24 protein-coding genes are annotated in these 23,444 nt (G+C 59.4%); 19 read left to right on the plus strand and 5 right to left on the minus strand.

The genetic code is table 11. The annotated features are described in order from the left end of the window. Positions 1-29: 29 nt before the first annotated feature. Positions 30-1,055 carry an inner membrane protein YhjD gene (yhjD, locus tag AB8804_RS17470; RefSeq protein ID WP_371188402.1) on the plus strand — a complete coding sequence of 342 codons (1,026 nt, stop codon included), beginning with the start codon at positions 30-32 and terminating at the stop codon, positions 1,053-1,055. A gap of 261 nt (positions 1,056-1,316) precedes the next feature. Beyond that, positions 1,317-2,639: an MFS transporter gene (locus AB8804_RS17475; protein WP_371188404.1), complete on the plus strand. Its 1,323-nt coding sequence runs from the start codon at positions 1,317-1,319 to the stop codon at positions 2,637-2,639. Between the two features lie 58 nt (positions 2,640-2,697). Here AB8804_RS17475 and AB8804_RS17480 read toward each other — a convergent pair whose 3' ends face one another. Further along, positions 2,698-2,979: a DUF1145 family protein gene (locus AB8804_RS17480; protein WP_010436509.1), complete on the minus strand. Its 282-nt coding sequence runs from the start codon at positions 2,977-2,979 to the stop codon at positions 2,698-2,700. Next, entirely contained in the window at positions 2,963-3,565 is a 603-nt protein-coding gene (rsmD, locus tag AB8804_RS17485) for a 16S rRNA (guanine(966)-N(2))-methyltransferase (protein WP_371188406.1), read from the minus strand. The genes AB8804_RS17480 and rsmD overlap by 17 nt, the downstream gene beginning before the upstream one ends. Before the next feature lie 127 nt (positions 3,566-3,692). Between rsmD and ftsY the strand changes: the two genes are divergently transcribed. From ftsY to livJ, 6 genes are all read left to right on the plus strand, one after another. Next, the gene (gene ftsY, locus AB8804_RS17490) at positions 3,693-5,168 is read left to right on the plus strand and encodes a signal recognition particle-docking protein FtsY (protein WP_371188408.1); all 1,476 of its coding nucleotides are present in this window, start codon (positions 3,693-3,695) and stop codon (positions 5,166-5,168) included. A gap of 2 nt (positions 5,169-5,170) precedes the next feature. Then, positions 5,171-5,836, plus strand: a complete 666-nt coding sequence (gene ftsE / locus AB8804_RS17495) for a cell division ATP-binding protein FtsE (protein ID WP_006177946.1) — start codon at positions 5,171-5,173, stop codon at positions 5,834-5,836. Beyond that, positions 5,829-6,884: a permease-like cell division protein FtsX gene (ftsX, locus tag AB8804_RS17500; RefSeq protein ID WP_371188411.1), complete on the plus strand. Its 1,056-nt coding sequence runs from the start codon at positions 5,829-5,831 to the stop codon at positions 6,882-6,884. The genes ftsE and ftsX overlap by 8 nt, the downstream gene beginning before the upstream one ends. A gap of 253 nt (positions 6,885-7,137) precedes the next feature. Then, positions 7,138-7,995, plus strand: coding sequence for an RNA polymerase sigma factor RpoH (gene rpoH / locus AB8804_RS17505; protein ID WP_006177943.1), 858 nt, complete (start codon positions 7,138-7,140; stop codon positions 7,993-7,995). Positions 7,996-8,130: 135 nt separating this feature from the next. Next, positions 8,131-9,396 carry a 4-aminobutyrate--2-oxoglutarate transaminase gene (locus tag AB8804_RS17510; RefSeq protein WP_371188413.1) on the plus strand — a complete coding sequence of 422 codons (1,266 nt, stop codon included), beginning with the start codon at positions 8,131-8,133 and terminating at the stop codon, positions 9,394-9,396. A 197-nt stretch (positions 9,397-9,593) separates the two neighbouring features. Continuing rightward, complete coding sequence (gene livJ / locus AB8804_RS17515; protein ID WP_371188415.1) at positions 9,594-10,694, plus strand: branched chain amino acid ABC transporter substrate-binding protein LivJ; 1,101 nt, start codon at positions 9,594-9,596, stop codon at positions 10,692-10,694. A gap of 161 nt (positions 10,695-10,855) precedes the next feature. Here the strand turns inward: livJ and panM are convergent, their stop codons facing one another. Then, complete coding sequence (panM, locus tag AB8804_RS17520; protein ID WP_371188417.1) at positions 10,856-11,239, minus strand: aspartate 1-decarboxylase autocleavage activator PanM; 384 nt, start codon at positions 11,237-11,239, stop codon at positions 10,856-10,858. 423 nt (positions 11,240-11,662) lie between these two features. On the opposite strand from panM, the gene livK reads away from it, so the two are divergent. The 5 genes from livK to livF are packed head-to-tail and all read left to right on the plus strand — an operon-like array spanning position 11,663 to position 16,498. Then, complete coding sequence (gene livK, locus AB8804_RS17525; protein ID WP_371188419.1) at positions 11,663-12,772, plus strand: high-affinity branched-chain amino acid ABC transporter substrate-binding protein LivK; 1,110 nt, start codon at positions 11,663-11,665, stop codon at positions 12,770-12,772. 46 nt (positions 12,773-12,818) lie between these two features. After that, positions 12,819-13,745: a high-affinity branched-chain amino acid ABC transporter permease LivH gene (gene livH, locus AB8804_RS17530; RefSeq protein WP_010436488.1), complete on the plus strand. Its 927-nt coding sequence runs from the start codon at positions 12,819-12,821 to the stop codon at positions 13,743-13,745. Continuing rightward, positions 13,742-15,019, plus strand: coding sequence for a high-affinity branched-chain amino acid ABC transporter permease LivM (locus AB8804_RS17535; RefSeq protein ID WP_371188421.1), 1,278 nt, complete (start codon positions 13,742-13,744; stop codon positions 15,017-15,019). Before livH ends, AB8804_RS17535 begins: the two co-directional genes overlap by 4 nt. Beyond that, a complete protein-coding gene (livG, locus tag AB8804_RS17540; protein ID WP_371188423.1) occupies positions 15,016-15,783 on the plus strand; it encodes a high-affinity branched-chain amino acid ABC transporter ATP-binding protein LivG in 768 nt (255 codons plus the stop codon). Before AB8804_RS17535 ends, livG begins: the two co-directional genes overlap by 4 nt. A gap of 1 nt (position 15,784) precedes the next feature. Continuing rightward, the gene (gene livF, locus AB8804_RS17545) at positions 15,785-16,498 is read left to right on the plus strand and encodes a high-affinity branched-chain amino acid ABC transporter ATP-binding protein LivF (protein ID WP_371188425.1); all 714 of its coding nucleotides are present in this window, start codon (positions 15,785-15,787) and stop codon (positions 16,496-16,498) included. Between the two features lie 197 nt (positions 16,499-16,695). Here livF and AB8804_RS17550 read toward each other — a convergent pair whose 3' ends face one another. Continuing rightward, entirely contained in the window at positions 16,696-16,902 is a 207-nt protein-coding gene (locus tag AB8804_RS17550) for a hypothetical protein (RefSeq protein ID WP_371188483.1), read from the minus strand. Here AB8804_RS17550 and AB8804_RS17555 point away from each other — a divergent pair. The 6 genes from AB8804_RS17555 to ugpQ all read left to right on the plus strand — a co-directional run bounded on the left by AB8804_RS17555 (position 16,825) and on the right by ugpQ (position 23,077). After that, the gene (locus AB8804_RS17555) at positions 16,825-17,829 is read left to right on the plus strand and encodes an IS4 family transposase (RefSeq protein WP_371188481.1); all 1,005 of its coding nucleotides are present in this window, start codon (positions 16,825-16,827) and stop codon (positions 17,827-17,829) included. The genes AB8804_RS17550 and AB8804_RS17555 overlap by 78 nt on opposite strands. Positions 17,830-18,045: 216 nt before the next feature. Then, positions 18,046-19,362 (plus strand): sn-glycerol-3-phosphate ABC transporter substrate-binding protein UgpB, encoded by a 1,317-nt coding sequence (ugpB, locus tag AB8804_RS17560; RefSeq protein WP_371188427.1) that lies wholly within the window; start codon positions 18,046-18,048, stop codon positions 19,360-19,362. 167 nt (positions 19,363-19,529) lie between these two features. Further along, positions 19,530-20,417: a sn-glycerol-3-phosphate ABC transporter permease UgpA gene (gene ugpA / locus AB8804_RS17565; RefSeq protein ID WP_371188429.1), complete on the plus strand. Its 888-nt coding sequence runs from the start codon at positions 19,530-19,532 to the stop codon at positions 20,415-20,417. After that, positions 20,414-21,259: a sn-glycerol-3-phosphate ABC transporter permease UgpE gene (gene ugpE / locus AB8804_RS17570; RefSeq protein ID WP_015571468.1), complete on the plus strand. Its 846-nt coding sequence runs from the start codon at positions 20,414-20,416 to the stop codon at positions 21,257-21,259. Before ugpA ends, ugpE begins: the two co-directional genes overlap by 4 nt. A 1-nt stretch (position 21,260) precedes the next feature. Continuing rightward, entirely contained in the window at positions 21,261-22,331 is a 1,071-nt protein-coding gene (locus tag AB8804_RS17575) for a sn-glycerol-3-phosphate import ATP-binding protein UgpC (RefSeq protein ID WP_371188432.1), read from the plus strand. Beyond that, on the plus strand, positions 22,328-23,077 hold the full coding sequence (gene ugpQ, locus AB8804_RS17580) for a glycerophosphodiester phosphodiesterase (protein WP_371188434.1): 750 nt from the start codon (positions 22,328-22,330) through the stop codon (positions 23,075-23,077). Before AB8804_RS17575 ends, ugpQ begins: the two co-directional genes overlap by 4 nt. On the opposite strand, the gene AB8804_RS17585 is transcribed toward ugpQ, so the two are convergent. After that, positions 23,058-23,438, minus strand: coding sequence for a DUF2756 family protein (locus tag AB8804_RS17585; RefSeq protein ID WP_371188436.1), 381 nt, complete (start codon positions 23,436-23,438; stop codon positions 23,058-23,060). The genes ugpQ and AB8804_RS17585 overlap by 20 nt on opposite strands. Positions 23,439-23,444 lie beyond the last annotated feature (6 nt).

Here is a 23,444-nt window from a genome sequence, read left to right on the forward strand (position 1 = left end):
TATTCAGGAAAACGAAAAGGAAAAGACGCGTGACGCAGGAAAACGATCCGCAACGACCAACGCAGCATCTGGATTTTGAGCCCGTGAAGAAAATGGATACCGGGCCCGAAGAACCGCAAGAGCCCGGCAAAGCCAGCAAGGCGCTGGGAACCGCCGTGACGCTGGCTGAACGCATCAAGCAGCTTCCCGTCGTCGCGCACCTGATCCGCGCCGCCGAGCGCTTCAACGACCGCCTGGGCAACCAGTTCGGCGCGGCCATTACCTACTTCTCGTTTTTATCGATGATCCCGATCCTGATGGTGTCCTTCGCCGCGGCGGGCTTTGTCCTTGCCTCGCACCCCACGCTGCTTCAGGACATCTTCACCAAAATTCTGAACAACGTGAGCGACCCGACGCTTGCCGCGACGCTGAAAAGCACGATTAACACCGCGGTGCAGCAGCGCACCACGGTTGGGATCGTCGGTTTGCTGATTGCGCTCTACTCGGGCATTAACTGGATGGGCAACCTGCGCGAGGCCATTCGCGCACAGTCGCGCGACGTGTGGGAGCGCACGCCGCAGGACGAAGAAAAAATCTGGGTCAAGTATTTCCGCGACTTCATCTCGCTGATTGGCCTGCTGGTGGCGCTGATCGTGACGCTCTCCATCACCTCGGTCGCGGGCTCCGCCCAGCAGATGATTATCTCGGCGCTATACCTGGACTACATCGAATGGCTGAAGCCCGCCTGGCGCGGCATTGGCCTGGCGATCTCCATCTTTGCCAACTATCTGCTGTTCTTCTGGATCTTCTGGCGGCTGCCGCGCCACCGCCCGCGTAAAAAGGCGCTGATCCGCGGGACGATGATTGCCGCCATCGGCTTTGAGGTGATTAAGATCGTGATGACCTATACGCTGCCGTCGCTGGTGAAATCGCCCTCTGGCGCGGCGTTTGGCTCGGTGCTCGGGCTGATGGCGTTCTTCTACTTCTTCGCCCGCCTGACGCTGTTCTGCGCGGCCTGGATCGCCACCGCAGAATACAAAGATGACCCGCGCATGCCGGGCAAAACGCACCGCTAACCCCCTCATCGGGCTGAATATGTCAGCCCGATTCTTCATTTCAGCATATAAATCCAGTCCGTAACTTTTATTTAACCAGAAACCAGTTTTAACCTCTGATATTTAAAATCTGTGAAGCATTTCATGGAAGCGTTTTGCCGAGCCTGAACATTATCCACTTTTTGCTTAATTTATCGTCAATTCGCCGCTTTGTTACAGATTGAAATGTCGCTTTTGCTGTGCGTAATATGGCCTTTCGTTCGTCAAAAATAAGAAAATATTATGCAAGCAACAGCCACCACACTCGCGTCCGACGCGGAGCAGGCGCCCGTCAACTCGCGCAACAAAGTTGTTGTCGCCTCGCTGATCGGGACCGCCATCGAGTTCTTCGACTTTTACATTTACGCCACCGCGGCGGTGATCGTCTTTCCCCATATTTTCTTCCCGCAGGGCGATCCCACGGCGGCCACGCTACAGTCTTTGGCGACGTTTGCGATTGCCTTCGTCGCCCGTCCGATTGGCTCCGCGCTGTTTGGCCACTTCGGCGATCGCGTGGGGCGCAAGGTGACGCTGGTCGCCTCGCTGCTAACCATGGGCATTTCAACCGTCGCTATCGGCCTGCTGCCCACCTATGAAACCATCGGGATTTTAGCTCCGCTGCTGCTGGCGCTGGCGCGTTTTGGTCAGGGCCTGGGCCTGGGTGGCGAATGGGGCGGCGCGGCGCTGCTGGCCACCGAGAACGCCCCGCCGCGCAAGCGCGCGCTGTACGGCTCGTTCCCGCAGCTGGGCGCGCCGATTGGCTTCTTCTTCGCCAACGGAACGTTCCTGCTGCTCTCCTGGCTGCTGACCGATGAGCAGTTTATGAGCTGGGGCTGGCGTATTCCGTTCGTCTTCTCCGCGGTGCTGGTGCTGATCGGCCTGTACGTGCGCGTTTCCCTGCACGAAACGCCGGTCTTTGCCAAAGTGGCGGCGGCGAAGAAGCAGGTCAAAGTGCCGCTGGGCACGCTGCTGACCAAACACGTTCGCGTCACCGTGCTGGGCACCTTTATCATGCTGGCGACCTACACGCTGTTCTACATCATGACCGTGTACTCAATGACGTTCAGCACCGCCGCCGCACCGGTAGGACTCGGGCTGCCGCGTAACGAAGTGCTGTGGATGCTGATGATGGCGGTGATTGGCTTCGGCGTGATGGTGCCGGTATCAGGCATGCTGGCGGACAGATTTGGCCGTCGCCCGAGCATGATTATCATCACCACCCTGATTATCCTGTTTGCGCTGTTCGTCTTCCCGCCGCTGCTAGGTTCCGGCAGCCCGGCGCTGGTGATGGCGTATCTGCTGATTGGCCTGAGCCTGATGGGGCTGACCTTCGGCCCGATGGGCGCGCTGCTGCCCGAGCTGTTCCCGACCGAGGTGCGCTACACCGGCGCGTCGTTCTCGTACAACGTGGCGTCTATTCTGGGGGCGTCCGTGGCGCCGTACATCGCCACCTGGCTCCAGGCGAACTACGGCCTGTTTTACGTCGGCGTTTATCTGGCCGCGATGGCGGCGCTGACGCTGATCGCGCTGCTGCTGACGCACGAAACGCGGCACCAGTCGCTCTAGGCAAAAAAAACGGCAGTCCAGAAGGATTGCCGTTTTTTATTTACGCTGTTGGAAAGCGTTACTTCTTCACCTGCGCCTTGAATTTTTTCATCCACACCAGCAGCTCAAACACGCCAAAAATAAACACGCGCAGCTGCTGCCAGCCGGTCATCTGAGGGCCGTCTTTCGGCAGGCCGTTTTTCAGCATCACCATCTGCAGGGCGTGCATGAACGAGGTAAAAATCAGCGCCACGTTCACGAAAATGTTCATCGGGCGCGGGAACGGATGCACCAGATTCAGGATCAGGAACGCCCAGACGCCCAGCATCAGTAAACGTCCCAGGTTAATCAGTACCGGCATCGGATTCTCCTTGTGCCTGTCGGTGATACAAACGGTAGGCGACCTGGCCAGCCACCTTTTCGCGGTGCAACTCCCAGTGGGCGGGCACCGGCGGCAGGCCATTTTCCACTTCGCTTTCAACGTAAATCAGCGCGCCGTCCGCCAGCCAGCCGTTATTTTCCAGCAGGGAGAGCGTCTCTTCCAGCAGCCCTTTGCGGAACGGCGGGTCAACGAACACCACGTTGTGCGGCGTGCCTTTTTGCGCCAGGAAGCTGAGGGTATTGGTATTCACCACGCTGGCGTGCGTCGCCTTCAGGGTCGCCAGATTTTGCTTCAGCGTCTGCGCAACATTGCGCTCCATCTCCAGCAGCGTGGCGCTGGCGGCGTAGCGCGACAGCGCTTCCAGCCCGAGCGCGCCGCTGCCCGCGAAGCAGTCCAGGCAGTGGGCGTCTACCATTGACGGAGCCAGCCAGTTAAACAGCGTCTCGCGCACGCGGTCTGTGGTGGGGCGCAGGCCGGGGCTGTCCGGCACCGGTAATTTCCGGCCTCGCCACTGGCCGCCGATAATGCGAATTTGACCGGCGGGGGCGCGGTTGGGTTTCTTCATCTCAGGAAAGCTCTGTTAACAATTGGCCTGCGATTGCGGGCGGTGATGTCATTTAAGTAAAGTGTTAGACTATTTCATCATTTTTTTAGCTTCCCTGTATATAGCGCCGCGAGGAGTGTAGTCGCTGATGGCAAAACAAAAAAAACGTGGCTTCTTTTCCTGGCTAGGCTTCGGTGAAAAAGAGCAAGAAAAAGAGCAGCAAACCGAAGAGCAGCAGGCCGTTGAAGAGCCGTCCCAGCCTGAGACGCCTGTCGAAACCGCCGCGGTTGTAGAAGCGGAAGAGCCAGCGCACAGCAAAGAAGAGATTGAGTCCTTCGCCGACGAGGTGGTCGAGGTCACTGAACAGGTTCAGCAGAGCGAGACGCCGGAACCGGTAGTGGTTGAACAGATTGCCGAGGTTATCGAAACCCCTCAGGCCGCTATCGAGCACGAAGCGCTGCCGCTGCCGGAAGAGGTCAACGCCGAAGCGGTGTCTGCCGACGAGTGGCAGGCGGAAGCGGAAACCGTCGAGATCGTTGAAGCGGTAGAAGAAGAGGCGGTCAACGAGCCTGAGCTCACCGACGACGAGCTGGAAGCCCAGGCGCTGGCGGCACAAGCCGCAGAGGAAGCGGAAATCGTCGTGCCGGTGGCTGAACAGGACGAACCGGTTGAGGAGATCGCTCAGGAGCAGGAAAAGCCGACCAAAGAAGGTTTCTTCGCTCGCCTGAAGCGCAGCCTGCTCAAGACCAAAGAAAATCTCGGTTCCGGATTTATCAGCCTGTTCCGCGGCAAAAAAATCGACGATGATCTTTTTGAAGAGCTGGAAGAGCAGCTGCTGATTGCCGACGTTGGCGTGGAAACCACCCGCAAGATTATCGCCAGCCTGACCGAAGGCGCGAGCCGCAAGCAGCTGCGCGACGCCGAAGCGCTGTACGGCCTGCTGAAAGACGAGATGGGCGAAATTCTCGCAAAAGTTGACGAACCGCTTAATATTGAAGGCAAAACGCCATTTGTTATTCTGATGGTTGGCGTGAACGGCGTGGGTAAAACCACCACCATCGGCAAGCTGGCGCGTCAGTTCGAGCAGCAGGGCAAGTCGGTGATGCTGGCGGCGGGCGATACCTTCCGCGCGGCGGCGGTAGAGCAGCTCCAGGTCTGGGGCCAGCGCAACAACATTCCGGTGATTGCGCAGCACACCGGTGCGGACTCCGCGTCGGTGATCTTTGACGCCATTCAGGCGGCGAAGTCGCGCAACGTGGACGTGCTGATTGCCGACACCGCCGGGCGCCTGCAGAACAAATCGCACCTGATGGAAGAGCTGAAGAAAATCGTTCGCGTCATGAAGAAGCTGGACGAAGAGGCACCGCATGAAATCATGCTGACCATCGACGCCAGCACCGGGCAAAACGCCATCAGCCAGGCGAAGCTGTTCCATGAGGCGGTAGGGCTGACGGGCATCACGCTGACCAAGCTGGACGGCACCGCCAAGGGCGGGGTGATCTTCTCCGTGGCCGATCAGTTCGGCATTCCTATCCGCTACATCGGCGTAGGCGAGCGTATTGAGGATTTGCGTCCGTTTAAATCGGACGACTTTATTGAGGCATTATTTGCCCGAGAGGACTAACAATGATTCGCTTTGAACATGTCAGCAAGGCCTATCTCGGTGGGAGACAAGCGCTGCAGGGGGTGACATTCCACCTGCAGCCGGGCGAGATGGCGTTCCTGACCGGCCACTCCGGCGCGGGGAAAAGTACCCTGCTCAAGCTGATCTGTGGGATCGAACGGCCCAGCGCCGGGAAAATCTTTTTCAGCGGCCATGACATTAGCCGCCTGAAAAACCGCGAGGTGCCGTTTCTGCGCCGCCAGATCGGCATGATTTTCCAGGATCACCACCTGCTGATGGATCGCACCGTGTTCGACAACGTGGCGATCCCGCTGATTATTGCCGGTGCCAGCTATGATGATATCCGCCGCCGCGTTTCTGCGGCGCTGGACAAGGTCGGGCTGCTGGACAAAGCGAAGAATTTCCCGATCCAGCTCTCCGGCGGTGAACAGCAGCGCGTGGGCATCGCCCGTGCGGTGGTGAACAAGCCTGCGGTGCTGCTGGCGGATGAACCGACCGGTAACCTGGACGATGCCCTCTCTGAAGGGATCTTACGTCTGTTTGAGGAATTTAACCGCGTTGGGGTGACGGTACTGATGGCGACGCACGACATCGGGCTGATTTCCCGTCGTTCGTACCGCATGCTGACGCTGAGCGACGGTCATTTGCACGGAGGCCACGGTGAATAAGCGCGACGCAATGAACCAGATCCGGCAGTTCGGAAACCGCTTTGACCGCTTCCGCAAGCCGCAGGGCGGCGGCGATGGCAATCGTCATGCGCCCAAGCGCGCGAAGGCCGCGCCGAAGCCGAACTCCCGCAAAACTAACGTCTTTAACGAGCAGGTGCGCTACGCCTTCCAGGGCGCGCTGCAGGACCTGAAAAGCAAGCCGCTGGCGACGTTCCTGACGGTGATGGTGATCGCCATCTCCCTGACGCTGCCGAGCGTCTGCTACATGGTTTATAAGAACGTTAACCAGGCGGCGTCACAGTACTATCCGTCACCGCAGATCACCGTTTACCTCGACAAGGCGCTCGACGATAACGCGGCGGCGCAGGTGGTGGGGCAGATTCAGGCCGAGCAGGGCGTAGAGAAGGTTAACTACCTGTCGCGCGACGAGGCGCTGGGCGAGTTCCGCAACTGGTCGGGCTTTGGCGGCGCGCTGGATATGCTTGAAGAGAACCCGCTGCCCGCCGTGGCCGTAGTGATCCCGAAGCTCGATTTCCAGGGCACCGATTCTCTCAACACCCTGCGTGACCGCATCACCCGGATTAACGGCATCGATGAGGTGCGCATGGACGACAGCTGGTTTGCCCGTCTCGCGGCCCTGACCGGGCTGGTCGGGCGCGTCTCTGCGATGATCGGCGTGCTGATGGTCGCGGCGGTCTTCCTCGTGATTGGCAACAGCGTGCGCCTGAGCATCTTCGCCCGCCGCGACACCATCAACGTGCAGAAGCTGATCGGCGCAACGGACGGTTTTATCCTCCGTCCGTTCCTCTACGGCGGCGCGTTATTAGGTTTTTCTGGTGCATTTCTTTCATTGATTTTGTCAGAAATTTTGGTGATGCGCCTTTCCTCCGCCGTCACCGACGTGGCGCAGGTTTTCGGAACCAAGTTTGATATCAGTGGCTTAGGGTTCGATGAGTGCCTGCTGTTGCTGCTGGTGTGCTCGATGATCGGCTGGGTGGCCGCATGGCTCGCAACCGTGCAACATTTACGTCACTTTACTCCCAACTAATAAAAGCGTGATATAATCTTTCCCTGCACCGAGACGTTCGCTCTGCAGGGAAAGATGTCCCTGTTGTCTCTTCCCCGCAGTCCCGTCTTCATGTCACATTTTGTGCGTAATTTATTCACTGTTGCACTGGGAACTTGTGGATAAAATCACTGTCTGATAAAAGAGTGAATGCTAATCTCGTTGCTCAAACGCTTTGGCATGGTTGTTGCCTGACGGGGACAGCCTGGACCAGAAGAAACATTGAGAGGAATGAATGACCAAAGAAATGCAAACTTTAGCTTTAGCCCCTGTTGGTAACCTGGAATCTTACATCCGGGCTGCGAACACCTGGCCGATGTTGACGGCCGAGGAAGAAAAGGAGCTTGCTGAAAAGCTGCATTACCAGGGCGATCTGGAAGCAGCTAAGACGCTGATCCTGTCTCACCTGCGCTTTGTTGTTCACGTTGCTCGTAATTATGCGGGCTACGGCCTGCCGCAGGCGGACTTGATTCAGGAAGGTAACATCGGCCTGATGAAGGCTGTACGTCGCTTTAACCCGGAAGTGGGTGTGCGACTGGTCTCCTTCGCCGTGCACTGGATCAAAGCGGAAATTCACGAATACGTTCTGCGTAACTGGCGTATCGTGAAGGTCGCCACGACAAAAGCGCAGCGCAAACTGTTCTTCAACCTGCGTAAAACCAAGCAGCGTCTGGGCTGGTTCAATCAGGATGAAGTTGAAATGGTGGCGCGCGAGCTGGGCGTATCCAGCAAAGACGTTCGTGAGATGGAATCCCGCATGGCCGCGCAGGACATGACCTTTGACATGTCTTCCGATGACGATGCGTCCGACAGCCAGCCGATGGCGCCGGTTCTGTATCTGCAGGATAAAACCTCCAACTTTGCCGACGGCATTGAAGAGGATAACTGGGAAGATCAGGCCGCGAACAAGCTGAGCTTCGCGATGGAAGGTCTCGACGAGCGTAGCCAGGACATTATCCGCGCACGCTGGCTGGACGAAGACAACAAGTCCACGCTGCAGGAGCTGGCCGACCGCTACGGCGTCTCCGCTGAACGCGTGCGTCAGCTTGAGAAGAACGCGATGAAAAAACTTCGCGCCGCTATCGAAGCGTAATTTCCGCGAAGTATGACGAGAGCCCCTGGATGTGAATCCGGGGGTTCTGTTTTTTTAGCGCCCGCTCTGGCGAATTGTCACCCCCTGGCAAACACTTACTGATGCGCTACGCATGCGATCATCAGGGGGGAGACCGTGAAGAATAACGAACTGAACGAGCGGCGCGTGCAGGCCACGCCGCGCGGCATTGGGGTGATGTGTAACTTCTATGCCGAGAAAGCCGAAAACGCCACCGTGTGGGACGTGGAAGGCAACGAGTACATCGATTTCGCCGCCGGGATCGCCGTTCTCAATACCGGCCACCGCCATCCCAAAATCATTGCCGCCATCGAAAAACAGCTCCACGCCTTTACCCACACCGCATACCAGATTATCCCCTACGAGGGCTACGTCGCGCTGGCGGAACGCATCAACGCCCGCGTGCCGGTTGACGGCCCCGCCAAAACGGCCTTCTTCTCCACCGGCGCGGAAGCCGTCGAAAACGCGGTGAAAATTGCCCGTGCGTACACCGGGCGCCCCGGGCTGATTACCTTCGGCGGCGCGTTCCACGGGCGCACGTTCATGACCATGGCGCTCACGGGTAAAGTCGCGCCGTATAAGATCGGCTTCGGCCCGTTCCCCGGCTCGGTTTACCACGCGCAGTACCCGAACGCGCTGCACGGCGTGAGCTCGCAGGAGGCGATCAAAAGCGTAGAGCGCCTGTTTAAGGCGGATATCGCGCCCGAGCAGGTGGCGGCGATCGTGCTTGAGCCCGTGCAGGGCGAGGGCGGGTTTAACGTCGCCCCGGCGGACTTCATGCAGGCGCTGCGCGCCCTGTGCGACACCCACGGCATTCTGCTGATTGCCGACGAGGTGCAAACCGGCTTCGCGCGCACCGGCAAACTGTTCTCGATGGAAAACCACTGCGTGAAGCCGGACCTGATTACCATGGCGAAAAGCCTGGCGGGCGGGATGCCGCTCTCCGCGGTGTCCGGTCGGGCGGAGGTGATGGACGCTCCTGCGCCCGGCGGTTTAGGCGGCACCTACGCGGGGAACCCGCTGGCGATTGCCGCCGCGCACGCGGTGCTGGACGTTATTGACGAAGAGGATCTCTGCACGCGCGCGTCGCACCTTGGGCATCACCTCGTTGAAGTGCTGAATAAGGCCAAAGGCCAGTGTCAGTATATCGCCGATATCCGCGCCCAGGGCTCGATGGTGGCGGTGGAATTTAACGATCCGCACACCGGCCAGCCGTCGCCGGAGTTCACCCGCCAGGTGCAGGAGCGCGCGCTCCAGCAGGGGCTGCTGCTGCTAAGCTGCGGCGTCTACGGCAACGTGATTCGCTTCCTCTATCCGCTCACCATTCCCGAAGCGCAGTTCCGCGAGGCGCTGGATATTATTTCTGCGGCGCTGACTCGTTAAAGCCAAACGCCCGGCCGTCACCGCGGCCGGGCGTAGCATATATACATTTCAAATTATCTATTCCAAAATCATAAAAATGGGGTATGTTTTAGCAGAGTATGCTGAAAAAGCGCGAGCGGCACACCTATAATTGAAATAAAGCGCTACACAACAACATCACAACAATCGTAATAACCATAATAATGGGGAATCTCAGGATGAATATGAAGGGTAAAGCGTTACTGGCAGGATGTATGGCCTTGGCATTCAGCTCCATGGCGCAGGCGGATATTAAAGTGGCCGTGGTCGGCGCGATGTCCGGCCCGGTAGCGCAGTACGGCGACCAGGAATTTACCGGCGCCGAGCAGGCGGTTGCCGACATTAATGCCAAGGGCGGCATCAAGGGCGAAAAGCTGCAGATCGTAAAATATGACGACGCGTGTGACCCGAAGCAGGCGGTCGCGGTCGCAAACAAAGTGGTGAACGACGGGATCAAATACGTTATCGGCCACCTGTGTTCTTCTTCTACTCAGCCAGCGTCTGACATCTACGAAGACGAAGGCATTCTGATGATCACCCCGGCGGCGACCGCGCCGGAGCTGACCGCGCGCGGCTATAAGCTGATTCTGCGCACTACCGGCCTCGACTCCGATCAGGGGCCAACCGCCGCGAAATACATCGTCGAGAAGGTGAAGCCGAAGCGCATCGCGATTGTGCATGACAAGCAGCAGTACGGCGAAGGTCTGGCGCGCTCCGTGCAGGACAACCTGAAGAAAGCCAACGCGGACGTAGTGTTCTTTGACGGCATCACCGCCGGTGAAAAAGACTTCTCCACCCTGGTGGCGCGCCTGAAGAAAGAGAACATCGACTTTGTTTATTACGGCGGCTACCACCCGGAAATGGGCCAGATCCTGCGCCAGGCGCGCGCGGCCGGCCTGAAAACCCAGTTCATGGGCCCGGAAGGCGTAGCGAACGTGTCCCTGTCTAACATCGCCGGTGAATCAGCCGAAGGCCTGCTGGTGACCAAGCCGAAGAACTACGACCAGGTGCCAGCGAACAAACCGGTTGTTGATGCGATCAAGGCCAAGAAACAGGATCCAAGCGGCGCGTTCGTCTGGACCACCTACGCCGCGCTGCAGTCTCTGCAGGCGGGCCTGAACCAGTCAGCCGATCCGGCGGAAATCGCCAAATGGCTGAAGGCGAACAAGGTGGATACCGTGATGGGGCCGCTGTCGTGGGATGAGAAGGGCGATCTGAAGGGCTTCGAGTTCGGCGTGTTTGACTGGCATGCGAACGGTACGGCGACAGACGCCAAATAAAAGCAAAAAGGCAACGTATGTTGCCTTTTTTTAGTGTTTTCTCCCTCTCCCCGTGGGAGAGGGCCGGGGTGAGGGCATCAGGCCGCACACATCTCCCCATATTTGGGAAAATGTGGTGGAAATTGTAGGCCGGGTAAGGCGCAGCCGCCACCCGGCTTTTTTTACCGCTTCTCCCACCCATTAACCTGCGCCGTAAACCCTAACGCCTGCATAAACGCCGCCATCACGCCGCGATCTTCCACGCCCACGTCGGCCATCCACCAGGAGGTCACGCTCGGGTTTTCGCGAATCACCTCTTCAATCAAATACTGCCCCACGCCGCGACGGCGGGTGACCTCGCGCACGCGCAGCGAGTCCAGCGCGCCCTGCGTGCCGCTCAGCGTGACGCGCACGGCGGCCAGCAGGCGTTCGTTAAAGCGCGCGGCGTAGATGCGATGGTTTTCATCCACGCTCAGTGATGAAGAGGAATACTCCGGCCAGATTTTGCCCAGGTCGATACGATCCTGGTCGCTAAAGGTCACCAGACGAACGATAGTCAGTTTCATTAGCAGCTTGTCCACGTCAAAAAAAGTGCGAGCAGTGTACTCAATTTATCCATTCAGCGGCTTTCTCTTTTTAACCCATTAACCAGGTGATTAGTTTTTTGGCGGCGCGTTGTGCAGTTCGAAAACGTATGGATCGAAAAATAAGCAGGATTTTAACCTAAACGGCAGTGATTTGTTCCGCCTAATATCCCGTTATTTTATGCTGCAAACCGCGCTTTTATTTGTTTATCTCTGCCTGATTTCAGAATATTATCTTTTCTTAATCGCCTGAAAAATAGAGATTTTAGTCTGGTTTTTACTAAAAAACTGCGCTAAACCATTAAGGGCACTGGTAAAAATAGCGTTGTTCATTAAAAGTACAGAATGCTTTTTAACCATAATAAAACAAAATATAAACATCACGTCACGAATGGGGATTCTGAAATGAAAAGGAACGCGAAAGCATTGATCGCGGGAATGGTTGCACTGGCGATTTCACAGTCTGCACTGGCTGATGACATCAAAGTTGCCGTGGTCGGCGCGATGTCCGGCCCGGTTGCTCAGTGGGGCGATATGGAGTTCAACGGCGCGCGCCAGGCGATCAAAGACATTAACGCCAAGGGCGGCATCAAGGGCGACAAGCTGGTGGCGGTGGAATACGACGACGCCTGCGATCCGAAACAGGCCGTTGCGGTTGCCAACAAAATCGTCAATGACGGCATCCAGTACGTGATTGGCCACCTGTGCTCATCCTCCACGCAGCCCGCGTCCGATATCTATGAAGACGAAGGCATTCTGATGATCACCCCGGGCGCAACCAACCCGGAGCTGACCCAGCGCGGCTACGAACACATCATGCGCACCGCCGGTCTGGACTCCTCGCAGGGACCGACCGCCGCGAAATACATCCTCGAGACCGTCAAGCCGCAGCGCATTGCCATTATTCATGACAAACAGCAGTACGGCGAAGGGCTGGCCCGCTCCGTGCAGGACGGCCTGAAAAAAGGCGGCGCGAACATCGTCTTCTTCGACGGCATTACCGCGGGCGAGAAAGACTTCTCGGCGCTGATTGCCCGCCTGCAAAAAGAGAATATCGACTTCGTTTACTACGGCGGCTACTACCCGGAAATGGGCCAGATGCTGCGCCAGGCGCGCGCCACCGGCCTGAAAACCCAGTTTATGGGGCCAGAGGGCGTGGGCAACGCCTCGCTGTCTAACATCGCGGGGGATTCTGCCGAGGGCATGCTGGTCACGATGCCAAAACGCTATGACCAGGATCCGGCGAACAAGGCTATCGTGGACGCGCTGAAGGCGCAGAAGAAAGATCCGAGCGGTCCGTACGTCTGGATCACCTACGCCGCCGTGCAGTCGCTGGCAACGGCAATGGACCGTACCGGCAGCAAAGAGCCGCTGGATCTGGTGAAAGATTTGAAAGCGCACGGGGCGAACACCGTGATTGGGCCGCTGAACTGGGATGAGAAAGGCGATCTGAAGGGATTTGAATTTGGTGTCTTTAAGTGGCACGCCGACGGTTCTTCCTCGGCCGCCAAATAATTATCCCACCGCCCGGACCGCCGGGCGGGTTTAAAAAGGTTTGCATATGTCCGAGCAGTTTCTCTATTTCCTGCAGCAGATGTTTAACGGCGTCACGCTGGGAAGCACCTACGCGCTGATCGCCATCGGCTACACGATGGTTTACGGCATTATCGGCATGATCAACTTCGCCCACGGCGAGGTGTACATGATCGGCAGCTACGTCTCCTTTATGATTATCGCCGCGCTGATGATGATGGGCATCGACAGCAGCTGGCTGCTGGTCGCCGCCGGGTTCGTCGGCGCGATTGTGATCGCCAGCGCCTACGGCTGGAGCATCGAGCGCGTGGCCTACCGGCCCGTGCGCAGCTCCAAGCGCCTGATTGCGCTGATCTCCGCGATCGGGATGTCCATCTTCCTGCAAAACTACGTCAGCCTGACCGAAGGCTCGCGCGACGTGGCGCTGCCGAGCCTGTTCAACGGCCAGTGGATTGTGGGCGCGAGCGAAAACTTCTCCGCGTCGATTACCACCATGCAGCTGGTGATTTGGGTGGTGACCTTCCTCGCGATGCTCGCCCTGACTATTTTCATCCGCTACTCCCGCATGGGGCGCGCCTGCCGCGCCTGCGCGGAAGACCTGAAGATGGCGAGCCTGCTCGGCATCAACACTGACCGCGTGATTGCGCTGACCTTCGTGATCGGCGCGGCGATGGCGGCGGTGGCGGGCGTGCTGCTCGGCCAGTTCTACGGCGTAATCAACCCGTACATCGGCTTTATGGCCGGAATGAAGGCCTTCACCGCGGCGGTACTGGGCGGCATCGGCAGCATTCCGGGGGCGATGATCGGCGGCCTGATCCTGGGCGTGGCGGAAGCGCTCTCCTCGGCGTACCTGAGCACCGAATACAAAGACGTGGTGTCGTTTGCCCTGCTGATTCTGGTTCTGCTGGTGATGCCTACCGGTATTCTGGGCCGTCCGGAGGTAGAGAAAGTATGAAACCGATGCATTTTGCAATGGCGCTGCTCTCTGCCGCCATGTTTTTCGTGCTGGCGGGCGTCTTTATGGGCGTCCAGCTGGAGCTCGACGGCACTAAGCTGGTGGTCGATACCGCACCTGACATCCGCTGGCAGTGGGTGTTTATCGGCACCGCCGTGGTATTCCTGTTCCAGCTGCTGCGTCCGCTGTTCCAGAAGACGCTGAAAAACGTCTCCGGGCCTAAATTCGTCCTGCCGGCGATCGACGGCTCCACCGTGAAGCAAAAGCTGTTCCTCGTGGCGCTGCTGGTGGCCGCCGTGGCGTGGCCGTTCGTGGTGTCGCGCGGGACGGTGGATATCGCCACCCTGACCATGATCTACGTGATTCTGGGGCTCGGCCTGAACGTGGTGGTGGGGCTTTCCGGCCTGCTGGTGCTGGGCTACGGCGGCTTCTACGCCATCGGTGCCTACACCTTCGCGCTGTTGAACCACTATTACGGCCTCGGCTTCTGGACCTGCCTGCCGCTGGCGGGGCTGGTCTCTGCCGCCGCAGGCTTCCTGCTCGGCTTCCCGGTGCTGCGCCTGCGCGGCGACTACCTGGCGATTGTGACCTTAGGCTTTGGCGAAATCGTCCGTATCCTGCTGCTGAACAACACCGAAGTGACCGGCGGCCCGAACGGCATCAGCCAGATCCCGAAACCGACCTTCTTCGGCCTGGAGTTCAGCCGCACCGCCCGCGAAGGCGGCTGGGACACCTTCAGCAACTTCTTTGGCATCAAGTACGACCCGTCCGACCGAGTAATTTGGCTCTACCTGGTGGCGCTGCTGCTGGTGGTGATTACGCTGTTCGTGATCAACCGCCTGCTGCGCATGCCGCTGGGCCGCGCGTGGGAAGCGTTGCGCGAAGATGAAATCGCCTGCCGCTCGCTGGGCCTGAACCCGACCCGCATCAAGCTGACCGCGTTCACCATCAGCGCCGCGTTTGCCGGTTTCGCCGGAACGCTGTTTGCCGCGCGTCAGGGCTTCGTCAGCCCGGAATCGTTCACCTTTGCCGAGTCCGCCTTCGTGCTGGCGATCGTGGTGCTGGGCGGCATGGGCTCGCAGTTCGCCGTTATCCTCGCCGCCATCCTGCTGGTGGTCTCGCGCGAGCTGATGCGCGACTTTAACGAATACAGCATGCTGATGCTGGGCGGCCTGATGGTGCTGATGATGATCTGGCGTCCGCAGGGCCTGCTGCCGATGACCCGTCCGCAGCTGAAGCTTAAAGATGCGGAAGTAAAAGGAGAGCAGGCATGAGTCAGCCATTATTATCCGTAAACGGCCTGATGATGCGTTTTGGCGGCCTGCTGGCGGTCAACAACGTCTCTCTGGATCTGCATAAGAAAGAGATCGTCTCCCTGATCGGCCCGAACGGCGCGGGGAAAACCACGGTGTTCAACTGCCTGACCGGCTTCTACAAGCCGACGGGCGGCACCATCATGCTGCGCGACCAGCACCTTGAAGGGCTGTCGGGCCAGCAGATTGCCCGCATGGGCGTGGTGCGAACGTTCCAGCACGTGCGCCTGTTCCGCGAAATGACGGTGATTGAAAACCTGCTGGTGGCGCAGCATCAGCAGCTCAAAACGGGCGTCTTCTCCGGCCTGCTGAAAACCCCGGCGTTTCGCCGCGCGCAGGAGGAAGCGCTGGACCGCGCCGCCACCTGGCTCGACCGTATCGGCCTGCTCCAGCACGCCAACCGCCAGGCGAGCAACCTGGCCTACGGCGACCAGCGCCGTCTGGAGATCGTGCGCTGCATGGTCACCCAGCCGGAAATCCTGATGCTCGACGAACCGGCGGCGGGCCTCAACCCGAAAGAGACCAAGGAGCTGGACGAGCTGATCGCCGAGCTGCGCGATCGTCACGACACCACCATCCTGCTGATTGAGCACGACATGAAGCTGGTGATGGGCATTTCGGACCGTATTTACGTGGTAAACCAGGGCACGCCGCTGGCAAACGGTACGCCGGAAGAGATCCGCAACAACCCGGACGTGATCCGCGCATACCTGGGTGAGGCATAAGATGGAAAAAGCGATGTTAACGTTCGACGGGGTCAACGCGCACTACGGCAAGATCCAGGCGCTGCACGACGTCAGCCTGCATATCAATCAGGGAGAAATCGTCACCCTGATCGGGGCCAACGGCGCGGGCAAAACCACGCTGCTCGGCACCCTGTGCGGCGACCCGCGCGCCACCAGCGGGCGGATTGTGTTTGATGGCAAAGACATTACCGACTGGCAGACCGCAAAAATCATGCGCGAGGCAGTCGCGATTGTGCCGGAAGGGCGCCGCGTCTTCTCCCGCATGACGGTGGAAGAGAATCTGGCGATGGGCGGCTTCTTCGCCCACCGCGACGAGTTTCAGACCCGCATCAAGTGGGTGTATGAACTCTTCCCGCGCCTGTGGGAGCGCCGCATCCAGCGCGCGGGCACCATGTCCGGCGGCGAGCAGCAGATGCTGGCGATTGGCCGCGCGCTGATGAGCCAGCCGCGCCTGCTGCTGCTGGACGAACCGTCGCTCGGTCTTGCGCCGATCATCATCCAGCAGATCTTCGACACCATCGAACAGCTGCGCAAGGAGGGGATGACCATCTTCCTCGTGGAGCAGAACGCCAACCAGGCGCTGAAGCTCGCCGACCGCGGCTACGTGCTGGAAAACGGCCGCGTGGTGCTGGAGGATACCGGCGACGCGCTGCTGGCGAACGAGGCGGTGCGGAGCGCGTATTTAGGCGGTTAATCGCGTTTCCCCCTCACCCTAACCCTCTCCCTCAAGGGAGAGGGAACCGATCGGTTTTCTCCCTCTCCCTGTGGGCTGAGGGTTCCCCAGAAAAATGAAAAGCACGATGAAGTGTGATCTACTGATTGCGCCAACAAAACAGAAGAGACCTCATCGTGCCTTTACATACAGTCTGCCAGAGATTTTTCTCCTCGTCTTTATCCGGTATCCATTCCTTCCGGATTAACGTCCTTGTTTCCATGGCTGTCGCCCTTACACACGGTGCCAGCCTGACCCTGACCAGCCTCGGTCGCACCCTTCCCGGCAGGGCGCACGTCAAAAATAAAATTAAACGTGTCGATCGTGCCCTGGGCAATACTGCCCTTCATCGCGATATTCCCCGTATCCAGCATATGCTCACCCATGCCATCACGTCCCTGATGCCCTTTTGTGTTATCGCCGTCGACTGGACCGGCTGGCATGACAGGAACTGGCATCTTCTGCGGGCAAGTCTGGTCTGTAACGGGCGCTCACTTCCGCTTATGAGCGAACTCGTTCCCGCCGAGCGGGCTCAGAACAGCGACGTCCAGTGCCGCCTCCTTGAGCGTCTCCATGATGCCATCCCGAAAGATAAACCCGTCACTGTCATTACAGACGCAGGCTTCAGGACGGACTGGTTCCGTCATGTTGCTCATCTGGGCTGGACCTTCACTGGCCGGGTCAGGGGCTGCATTAGCTTCCGGCTGGAGGGCGAGGGAAAATGGATGAAAATCAGCGAGCTGCAGGCCAGTCAGACGCCGACATATGTGGGTTACGGCGTTCTGTCCCGTAAACCGCGCACGCCCTGTTACGGCAGGTTTTACCTGCATAAACGTCCCGGAGTGGGACGTCATGGTAAGGGAGGGATGCCGAAAACACAGCGGGAACACCGCAGCAGCGCGCAGGAGCCGTGGCTGCTGTTCAGTAATGCGCAGGAACTGGAGCCATACCAGATAATGGCGCTGTACAGCCGCAGAATGCAGATAGAGCAAAACTTCCGGGACGACAAAAGCCCCCGGTTCGGGTTCGGCCTGAGGCTAAGCCGGAGTCAGGGGAAAGGGCGGCTGGAAGTACTGAATATGGTGGCGGCGATGGCAAGCCTGGTGATGTGGCTGGCGGGCTACAGGGCGGAAAAACAGCGGCTGCACTGGCACTATCAGGCAAGCAGCATCCGGTGCAGGCGGGTTCTGTCTTACCTGAGGCTGGCAGAGGAAGTGATCAGGCATGACCCCCGGAGAGTGAGGCGGCTGAATATAGGTAACGAGTTGAAAAGAGTGGGAAAGGAGTACAGTAATATGGTCATGGAGGTATGACCATATTACTGGGGATCCCTCAGCCCTGTGGGAGAGGGCCGGGGTGAGGGCATCAAACCGCACCGATCCCTTTCACACAACCATCATCCCCCTGACGCCTGGCTGTCACTTATCTGCAAACAAACGGTTATTTTTCTGTCATTCGCGCATGTCATGTTACCTCGCGAGCATAAAACGCGTGATATCGCGCATCCCGGCACAATAAGAGAGATGACAATGACATCGTTACGACACACGGCTTTGGGTCTGGCAATCGGTCTGGCTTTTGCGTCCAACGCAATGGCCGTCACCACCATTCCGTTCTGGCATTCCATGGAAGGGGAGCTGGGGAAAGAGGTTGACTCCCTGGCGCAGCGTTTCAACGACGCCCATCCGGATTACAAAATTGTGCCGGTGTATAAAGGCAACTACGAGCAGAGCCTGAGCGCGGGCATCGCCGCCTTCCGTACCGGTAACGCCCCTGCGCTGTTACAGGTTTACGAAGTGGGCACCGCCACCATGATGGCCTCCAAAGCGATCAAGCCGGTGTACGAAGTGTTCAAAGACGCGGGCATTAACTTCGACGAATCCCAGTTCGTGCCGACCGTTTCCGGCTACTACACCGATTCCAAAACCGGCCACCTGCTGTCGCAGCCGTTTAACAGCTCCACGCCGGTGCTGTACTACAACAAAGACGCCTTCAAGAAGGCGGGGTTAGACCCGGAGCAGCCGCCAAAAACCTGGCAGGATCTCGCCGAGTACACCGCGAAGCTGAAAGCGGCGGGGATGAAGTGCGGCTACGCCAGCGGCTGGCAGGGCTGGATCCAGATTGAGAACTTCAGCGCCTGGCACGGCCTGCCGGTCGCCACCAAAAACAACGGCTTCGACGGCACCGACGCGGTGCTGGAGTTCAACAAGCCGGAGCAGGTGAAGCACATCGCGCTGCTGGAAGAGCTCAACAAGAAGGGCGATTTCAGCTACTTCGGGCGTAAGGACGAATCCACCGAGAAGTTCTACAACGGCGACTGCGCCATTACCACCGCCTCGTCCGGCTCGCTGGCGGACATCCGTCATTACGCCAAATTCAACTACGGCGTGGGCATGATGCCGTACGACGCGGACGTGAAGGGCGCGCCGCAGAACGCCATCATCGGCGGGGCGAGCCTGTGGGTGATGCAGGGCAAAGACAAAGGCACCTATAAAGGCGTGGCCGAGTTCCTCGACTTCCTGGCGAAGCCTGAGATTGCCGCCGAATGGCATCAGAAGACCGGCTACCTGCCGATCACCAAAGCCGCATACGACTTGACCCGCGAGCAGGGTTTCTACAGCAAGAACCCGGGCGCGGATATCGCGACGCGTCAGATGCTGAACAAGCCGCCGCTGCCGTTCACCAAGGGCCTTCGCCTGGGCAACATGCCGCAGATCCGCACCATCGTGGATGAAGAGCTGGAAAGCGTCTGGACCGGGAAGAAAACCCCGCAGCAGGCGCTGGACTCCGCGGTTGAGCGCGGGAACCAGCTGCTGCGCCGCTTTGAGCAGCCGACTAAAACTTAAAAAAAAAACCCCCCCCCCCCTACCCCGCTCCCCATCGGGGAGAGGGGACTGCCCGGAGCCGTCTTTTCTCCCTCGCCCCTTTGGGGAGAGGGCCGGGGTGAGGGGTATGTTTTGTAGGCCGGGTAAGGCGTAGCCGCCACCCGGCATTGTTCAGGAACGTAATCTCAATGTCCTCATCCCGTCCGGTGTTCCGCTCCCGCTGGCTGCCCTATCTGCTGGTCGCGCCGCAGCTGGTCATCACCGTTATTTTCTTCATCTGGCCCGCGGGCGAAGCGCTGTGGTACTCGGTGCAAAGCGTCGATCCGTTCGGGCTGTCCAGCCAGTTTGTTGGCCTGGATAACTTCACCGCGCTGTTCCACGACGGCTACTATCTGGACTCCTTCTGGACGACGATCAAGTTCAGCGCGCTGGTCACCGTGAGCGGTCTTGTCGCGTCGCTGTTTTTCGCCGCGCTGGTGGATTACGTGGTGCGCGGCAGCCGCCTGTATCAGACCCTGATGCTGCTGCCCTACGCCGTCGCCCCCGCCGTCGCCGCCGTGCTGTGGATCTTCCTGTTTAACCCGGGGCGCGGGCTGATTACCCACTTTCTGGCCGAATTCGGCTACGACTGGAACCACGCCCAGAACAGCGGTCAGGCGATGTTCCTGGTGGTGTTCGCCTCCGTCTGGAAGCAGATCAGCTACAACTTCCTGTTCTTCTTCGCCGCGCTGCAGTCCATCCCGCGCTCGCTGGTGGAAGCCGCCGCGATTGACGGCGCGGGCCCGGTTCGCCGCTTCTTCCGGCTGTCGCTGCCGCTGATCGCCCCGGTGAGCTTCTTCCTGCTGGTGGTCAACCTGGTGTACGCCTTCTTCGACACCTTCCCGGTGATCGACGCCGCCACCGCGGGCGGCCCGGTGCAGGCGACCACGACGCTAATTTATAAGATCTACCGCGAAGGCTTTGCCGGGCTGGATCTCTCGGCCTCCGCCGCGCAGTCCGTCGTGCTGATGTTCCTCGTCATCATCCTCACGGTGGTGCAGTTCCGCTACGTTGAAAGTAAGGTGCGCTACCAATGATTGAGAACCGTCGCGGGCTGACGATTTTCAGCCACACCATGCTAATTCTGGGGATTATCGTCATTCTGTTCCCGCTGTACGTGGCGTTTGTCGCCGCCACGCTCGACACCAAAGCGGTGTTTGACACGCCGATGACGCTGATCCCCGGCGGCCACCTTTTCGAAAACATGAAGACCATCTGGACCCAGGGCGTGGGCGCCAACAGCGCGCCGTTCTGGCTGATGATGCTTAACAGCTTCATCATGGCGTTCGGCATCACGGTCGGCAAAATCACGGTGTCGATGCTCTCGGCCTTCGCCATCGTCTGGTTCCGCTTTCCGCTGCGCAACCTGTTCTTCTGGATGATCTTCATCACCCTGATGCTGCCGGTGGAGGTGCGTATCTTCCCGACGGTGGAGGTGATCGCCAACCTGAAGATGCTCGACAGCTACGCGGGCTTAACCCTGCCGCTGATGGCCTCGGCGACCGCCACCTTCCTGTTCCGCCAGTTCTTTATGACCCTGCCGGACGAGCTGATTGAAGCCGCGCGCATCGACGGCGCGTCGCCGATGCGCTTCTTCCGCGACATCGTGCTGCCGCTGTCGAAAACCAACCTCGCGGCGCTGTTTGTGATCACCTTTATCTACGGCTGGAACCAGTACCTGTGGCCGCTGCTGATTGTTCAGGACGTGAATCTCGGCACCGCCGTGGCGGGCATCAAGGGCATGATCGCCACCGGCGAAGGCACCACCCTCTGGAACCAGGTGATGGCGGCGATGCTGCTCACCCTTATCCCACCCGTAGTCATTGTTTTAGCCATGCAGCGCGCGTTTGTCCGCGGCCTGGTCGATAGCGAGAAATAAGATGGCAGGTTTAAAACTTCAGGCAGTAACCAAAAGCTGGGACGGCAAAACCCAGGTGATTCAGCCGCTGACGCTCGACGTGGCGGACGGCGAGTTTATCGTGATGGTCGGCCCGTCCGGCTGCGGCAAATCCACGCTGCTGCGCATGGTGGCGGGGCTGGAGCGCGTCACCTCCGGCGATATCTGGATTGACCGCCAGCGCGTCACCGAGATGGAGCCGAAAGATCGCGGCATCGCAATGGTGTTCCAGAACTACGCCCTCTATCCGCACATGAGCGTGGAGGAGAACATGGCCTGGGGGCTGAAAATCCGGGGCATGGGCAAAGGCCACATCGACGAGCGCGTGAAGGAGGCGGCGCGCATCCTGGAGCTGGACGGCCTGCTCAAGCGCCGCCCGCGCGAGCTCTCCGGCGGCCAGCGCCAGCGCGTGGCGATGGGGCGCGCCATCGTGCGCGATCCGGCGGTGTTCCTGTTCGACGAGCCGCTCTCTAACCTCGACGCCAAGCTGCGCGTGCAGATGCGCCTTGAGCTGCAGCAGCTGCACCGTCGTCTGAAAACGACGTCGCTGTACGTCACGCACGATCAGGTCGAAGCCATGACCCTCGCCCAGCGCGTGATGGTGATGAACAAAGGCGTCGCCGAGCAGATCGGCACGCCGGTTGAGGTGTACGAAAAGCCGGCCAGCCGCTTCGTGGCGAGCTTTATCGGCAGCCCGGCGATGAACCTGCTGGACGGGCGCATCAGCACGGCGGGCACGCACTTTGAGCTGGAAAGCGGGATGGCGTTGCCGATCAGCTGGTACTATCGTGGCTACGCAGGGCGTAAAATGACGCTCGGCATTCGCCCGGAGCACATCGGCCTGACCTCTCAGGCGGACGGCGGCGTGCCGCTGGTGATGGACACGCTGGAGATGCTGGGTGCAGACAACCTCGCACACGGACGCTGGGGCGAACAAAAAATGGTGGTGCGCCTGGCCCATCAGGAGCGCCCGAAAGCAGGCAGCACGCTGTGGCTGCATCTGCCGGAAAATCACCTGCACTTTTTTGACGGTGAAACAGGACAACGCATATGAGCAACTGGCCTTACCCCCACATCGTCGCCCACCGCGGCGGCGGCAAGCTGGCGCCGGAGAACACCCTGGCAGCAATTGATGTGGGCGCGCGTTTCGGTCACACGATGATCGAATTTGACGCCAAGCTGTCGAAAGACGGCGAGATATTTTTGCTGCACGACGACAACCTCGAGCGCACCAGCAACGGCTGGGGCGTGGCGGGTGAATTGCCGTGGCGCGATCTGCTGAAGGTGGACGCCGGAAGCTGGTTCAGCGGCGAGTTTAAAGGCGAGCCGCTGGCGCGGCTGGCGGACGTGGCGGACCGCTGCCGCCAGCACGGCATGATGGCCAATATCGAAATCAAACCAACCACCGGGACGGGGCCGCTGACCGGTAAAGCGATTGCCCTCGCCGCGCGCGAGCTGTGGCAGGGGATGACCGCGCCGCTGCTGTCATCGTTCGAAATTGATGCGCTGGAAGCCGCGCAGGCCGCCGTGCCGGAACTGCCGCGCGGGCTGCTGCTGGACGAATGGCGCGAAGACTGGCGTGAGCTAACGACCCGCTTAGGCTGCGTGTCGATTCACCTCAACCACCGCCTGCTGGACGAGGCGCGCGTGAAGGCGCTGAAAGATGCAGGCCTGTATATTCTGGTTTATACTGTCAACAGGCCCCAGCGCGCAGCCGAGCTGCTGCGCTGGGGCGTGGACAGCATCTGTACCGATGCGATTGACCGGATTGGCCCGAACTTTAGTTCTGCGGATTATTGAGCATATTGCCGTTCGACGGCGGCGTAAGCATGTGCTGCTGGCCGCCGTTTAGCGTGCTTCCCCCGCCGAGCATCCCGCCGTTTTTATTCTGCAGCGGCTGCTCGCGCATCTGACCCTGCTGAACGCGCTGCGTGTTGGCGTTCATCTGGTTTTGCAGGTTCTGCTGCTGCATCTGGGTCTGCGTTCTTAGCTGCTGGTTCAGCATCCCTTTTTGCTGCTGCTGTTGGCTCATCATCTCCGTCTGCATGCGCTGCTGGCTCGGAATGACGTAGCCCTGCTGGTTCGGGTTATTGAGGGTGTTAATCGGCTGTGCGAGCGCGGCGAACGGAAGCAGCGCCGTCAGAATCACTATGCGTTTCATGGTTGT

The sequence above is a fragment of the Enterobacter sp. KBR-315C3_2022 genome (assembly GCF_041399425.1).
Classification (GTDB): domain Bacteria; phylum Pseudomonadota; class Gammaproteobacteria; order Enterobacterales; family Enterobacteriaceae; genus Enterobacter.

What these genes read in the sequence shown, in the direction of transcription:
- AB8804_RS17475 (WP_371188404.1), top strand. Translation starts at nt 1,317, where the DNA reads ATGCAAGCAACAGCCACCACACTCGCGTCCGACGCGGAGCAGGCGCCC.
- AB8804_RS17480 (WP_010436509.1), bottom strand. Translation starts at nt 2,979, where the DNA reads ATGCCGGTACTGATTAACCTGGGACGTTTACTGATGCTGGGCGTCTGG.
- rsmD (WP_371188406.1), bottom strand. Translation starts at nt 3,565, where the DNA reads ATGAAGAAACCCAACCGCGCCCCCGCCGGTCAAATTCGCATTATCGGC.
- ftsY (WP_371188408.1), top strand. Translation starts at nt 3,693, where the DNA reads ATGGCAAAACAAAAAAAACGTGGCTTCTTTTCCTGGCTAGGCTTCGGT.
- ftsE (WP_006177946.1), top strand. Translation starts at nt 5,171, where the DNA reads ATGATTCGCTTTGAACATGTCAGCAAGGCCTATCTCGGTGGGAGACAA.
- rpoH (WP_006177943.1), top strand. Translation starts at nt 7,138, where the DNA reads ATGACCAAAGAAATGCAAACTTTAGCTTTAGCCCCTGTTGGTAACCTG.
- livJ (WP_371188415.1), top strand. Translation starts at nt 9,594, where the DNA reads ATGAATATGAAGGGTAAAGCGTTACTGGCAGGATGTATGGCCTTGGCA.
- panM (WP_371188417.1), bottom strand. Translation starts at nt 11,239, where the DNA reads ATGAAACTGACTATCGTTCGTCTGGTGACCTTTAGCGACCAGGATCGT.
- livK (WP_371188419.1), top strand. Translation starts at nt 11,663, where the DNA reads ATGAAAAGGAACGCGAAAGCATTGATCGCGGGAATGGTTGCACTGGCG.
- livH (WP_010436488.1), top strand. Translation starts at nt 12,819, where the DNA reads ATGTCCGAGCAGTTTCTCTATTTCCTGCAGCAGATGTTTAACGGCGTC.
- AB8804_RS17535 (WP_371188421.1), top strand. Translation starts at nt 13,742, where the DNA reads ATGAAACCGATGCATTTTGCAATGGCGCTGCTCTCTGCCGCCATGTTT.
- livG (WP_371188423.1), top strand. Translation starts at nt 15,016, where the DNA reads ATGAGTCAGCCATTATTATCCGTAAACGGCCTGATGATGCGTTTTGGC.
- livF (WP_371188425.1), top strand. Translation starts at nt 15,785, where the DNA reads ATGGAAAAAGCGATGTTAACGTTCGACGGGGTCAACGCGCACTACGGC.
- AB8804_RS17550 (WP_371188483.1), bottom strand. Translation starts at nt 16,902, where the DNA reads ATGGGTGAGCATATGCTGGATACGGGGAATATCGCGATGAAGGGCAGT.
- ugpB (WP_371188427.1), top strand. Translation starts at nt 18,046, where the DNA reads ATGACATCGTTACGACACACGGCTTTGGGTCTGGCAATCGGTCTGGCT.
- ugpA (WP_371188429.1), top strand. Translation starts at nt 19,530, where the DNA reads ATGTCCTCATCCCGTCCGGTGTTCCGCTCCCGCTGGCTGCCCTATCTG.
- ugpE (WP_015571468.1), top strand. Translation starts at nt 20,414, where the DNA reads ATGATTGAGAACCGTCGCGGGCTGACGATTTTCAGCCACACCATGCTA.
- AB8804_RS17575 (WP_371188432.1), top strand. Translation starts at nt 21,261, where the DNA reads ATGGCAGGTTTAAAACTTCAGGCAGTAACCAAAAGCTGGGACGGCAAA.
- ugpQ (WP_371188434.1), top strand. Translation starts at nt 22,328, where the DNA reads ATGAGCAACTGGCCTTACCCCCACATCGTCGCCCACCGCGGCGGCGGC.
- AB8804_RS17585 (WP_371188436.1), bottom strand. Translation starts at nt 23,438, where the DNA reads ATGAAACGCATAGTGATTCTGACGGCGCTGCTTCCGTTCGCCGCGCTC.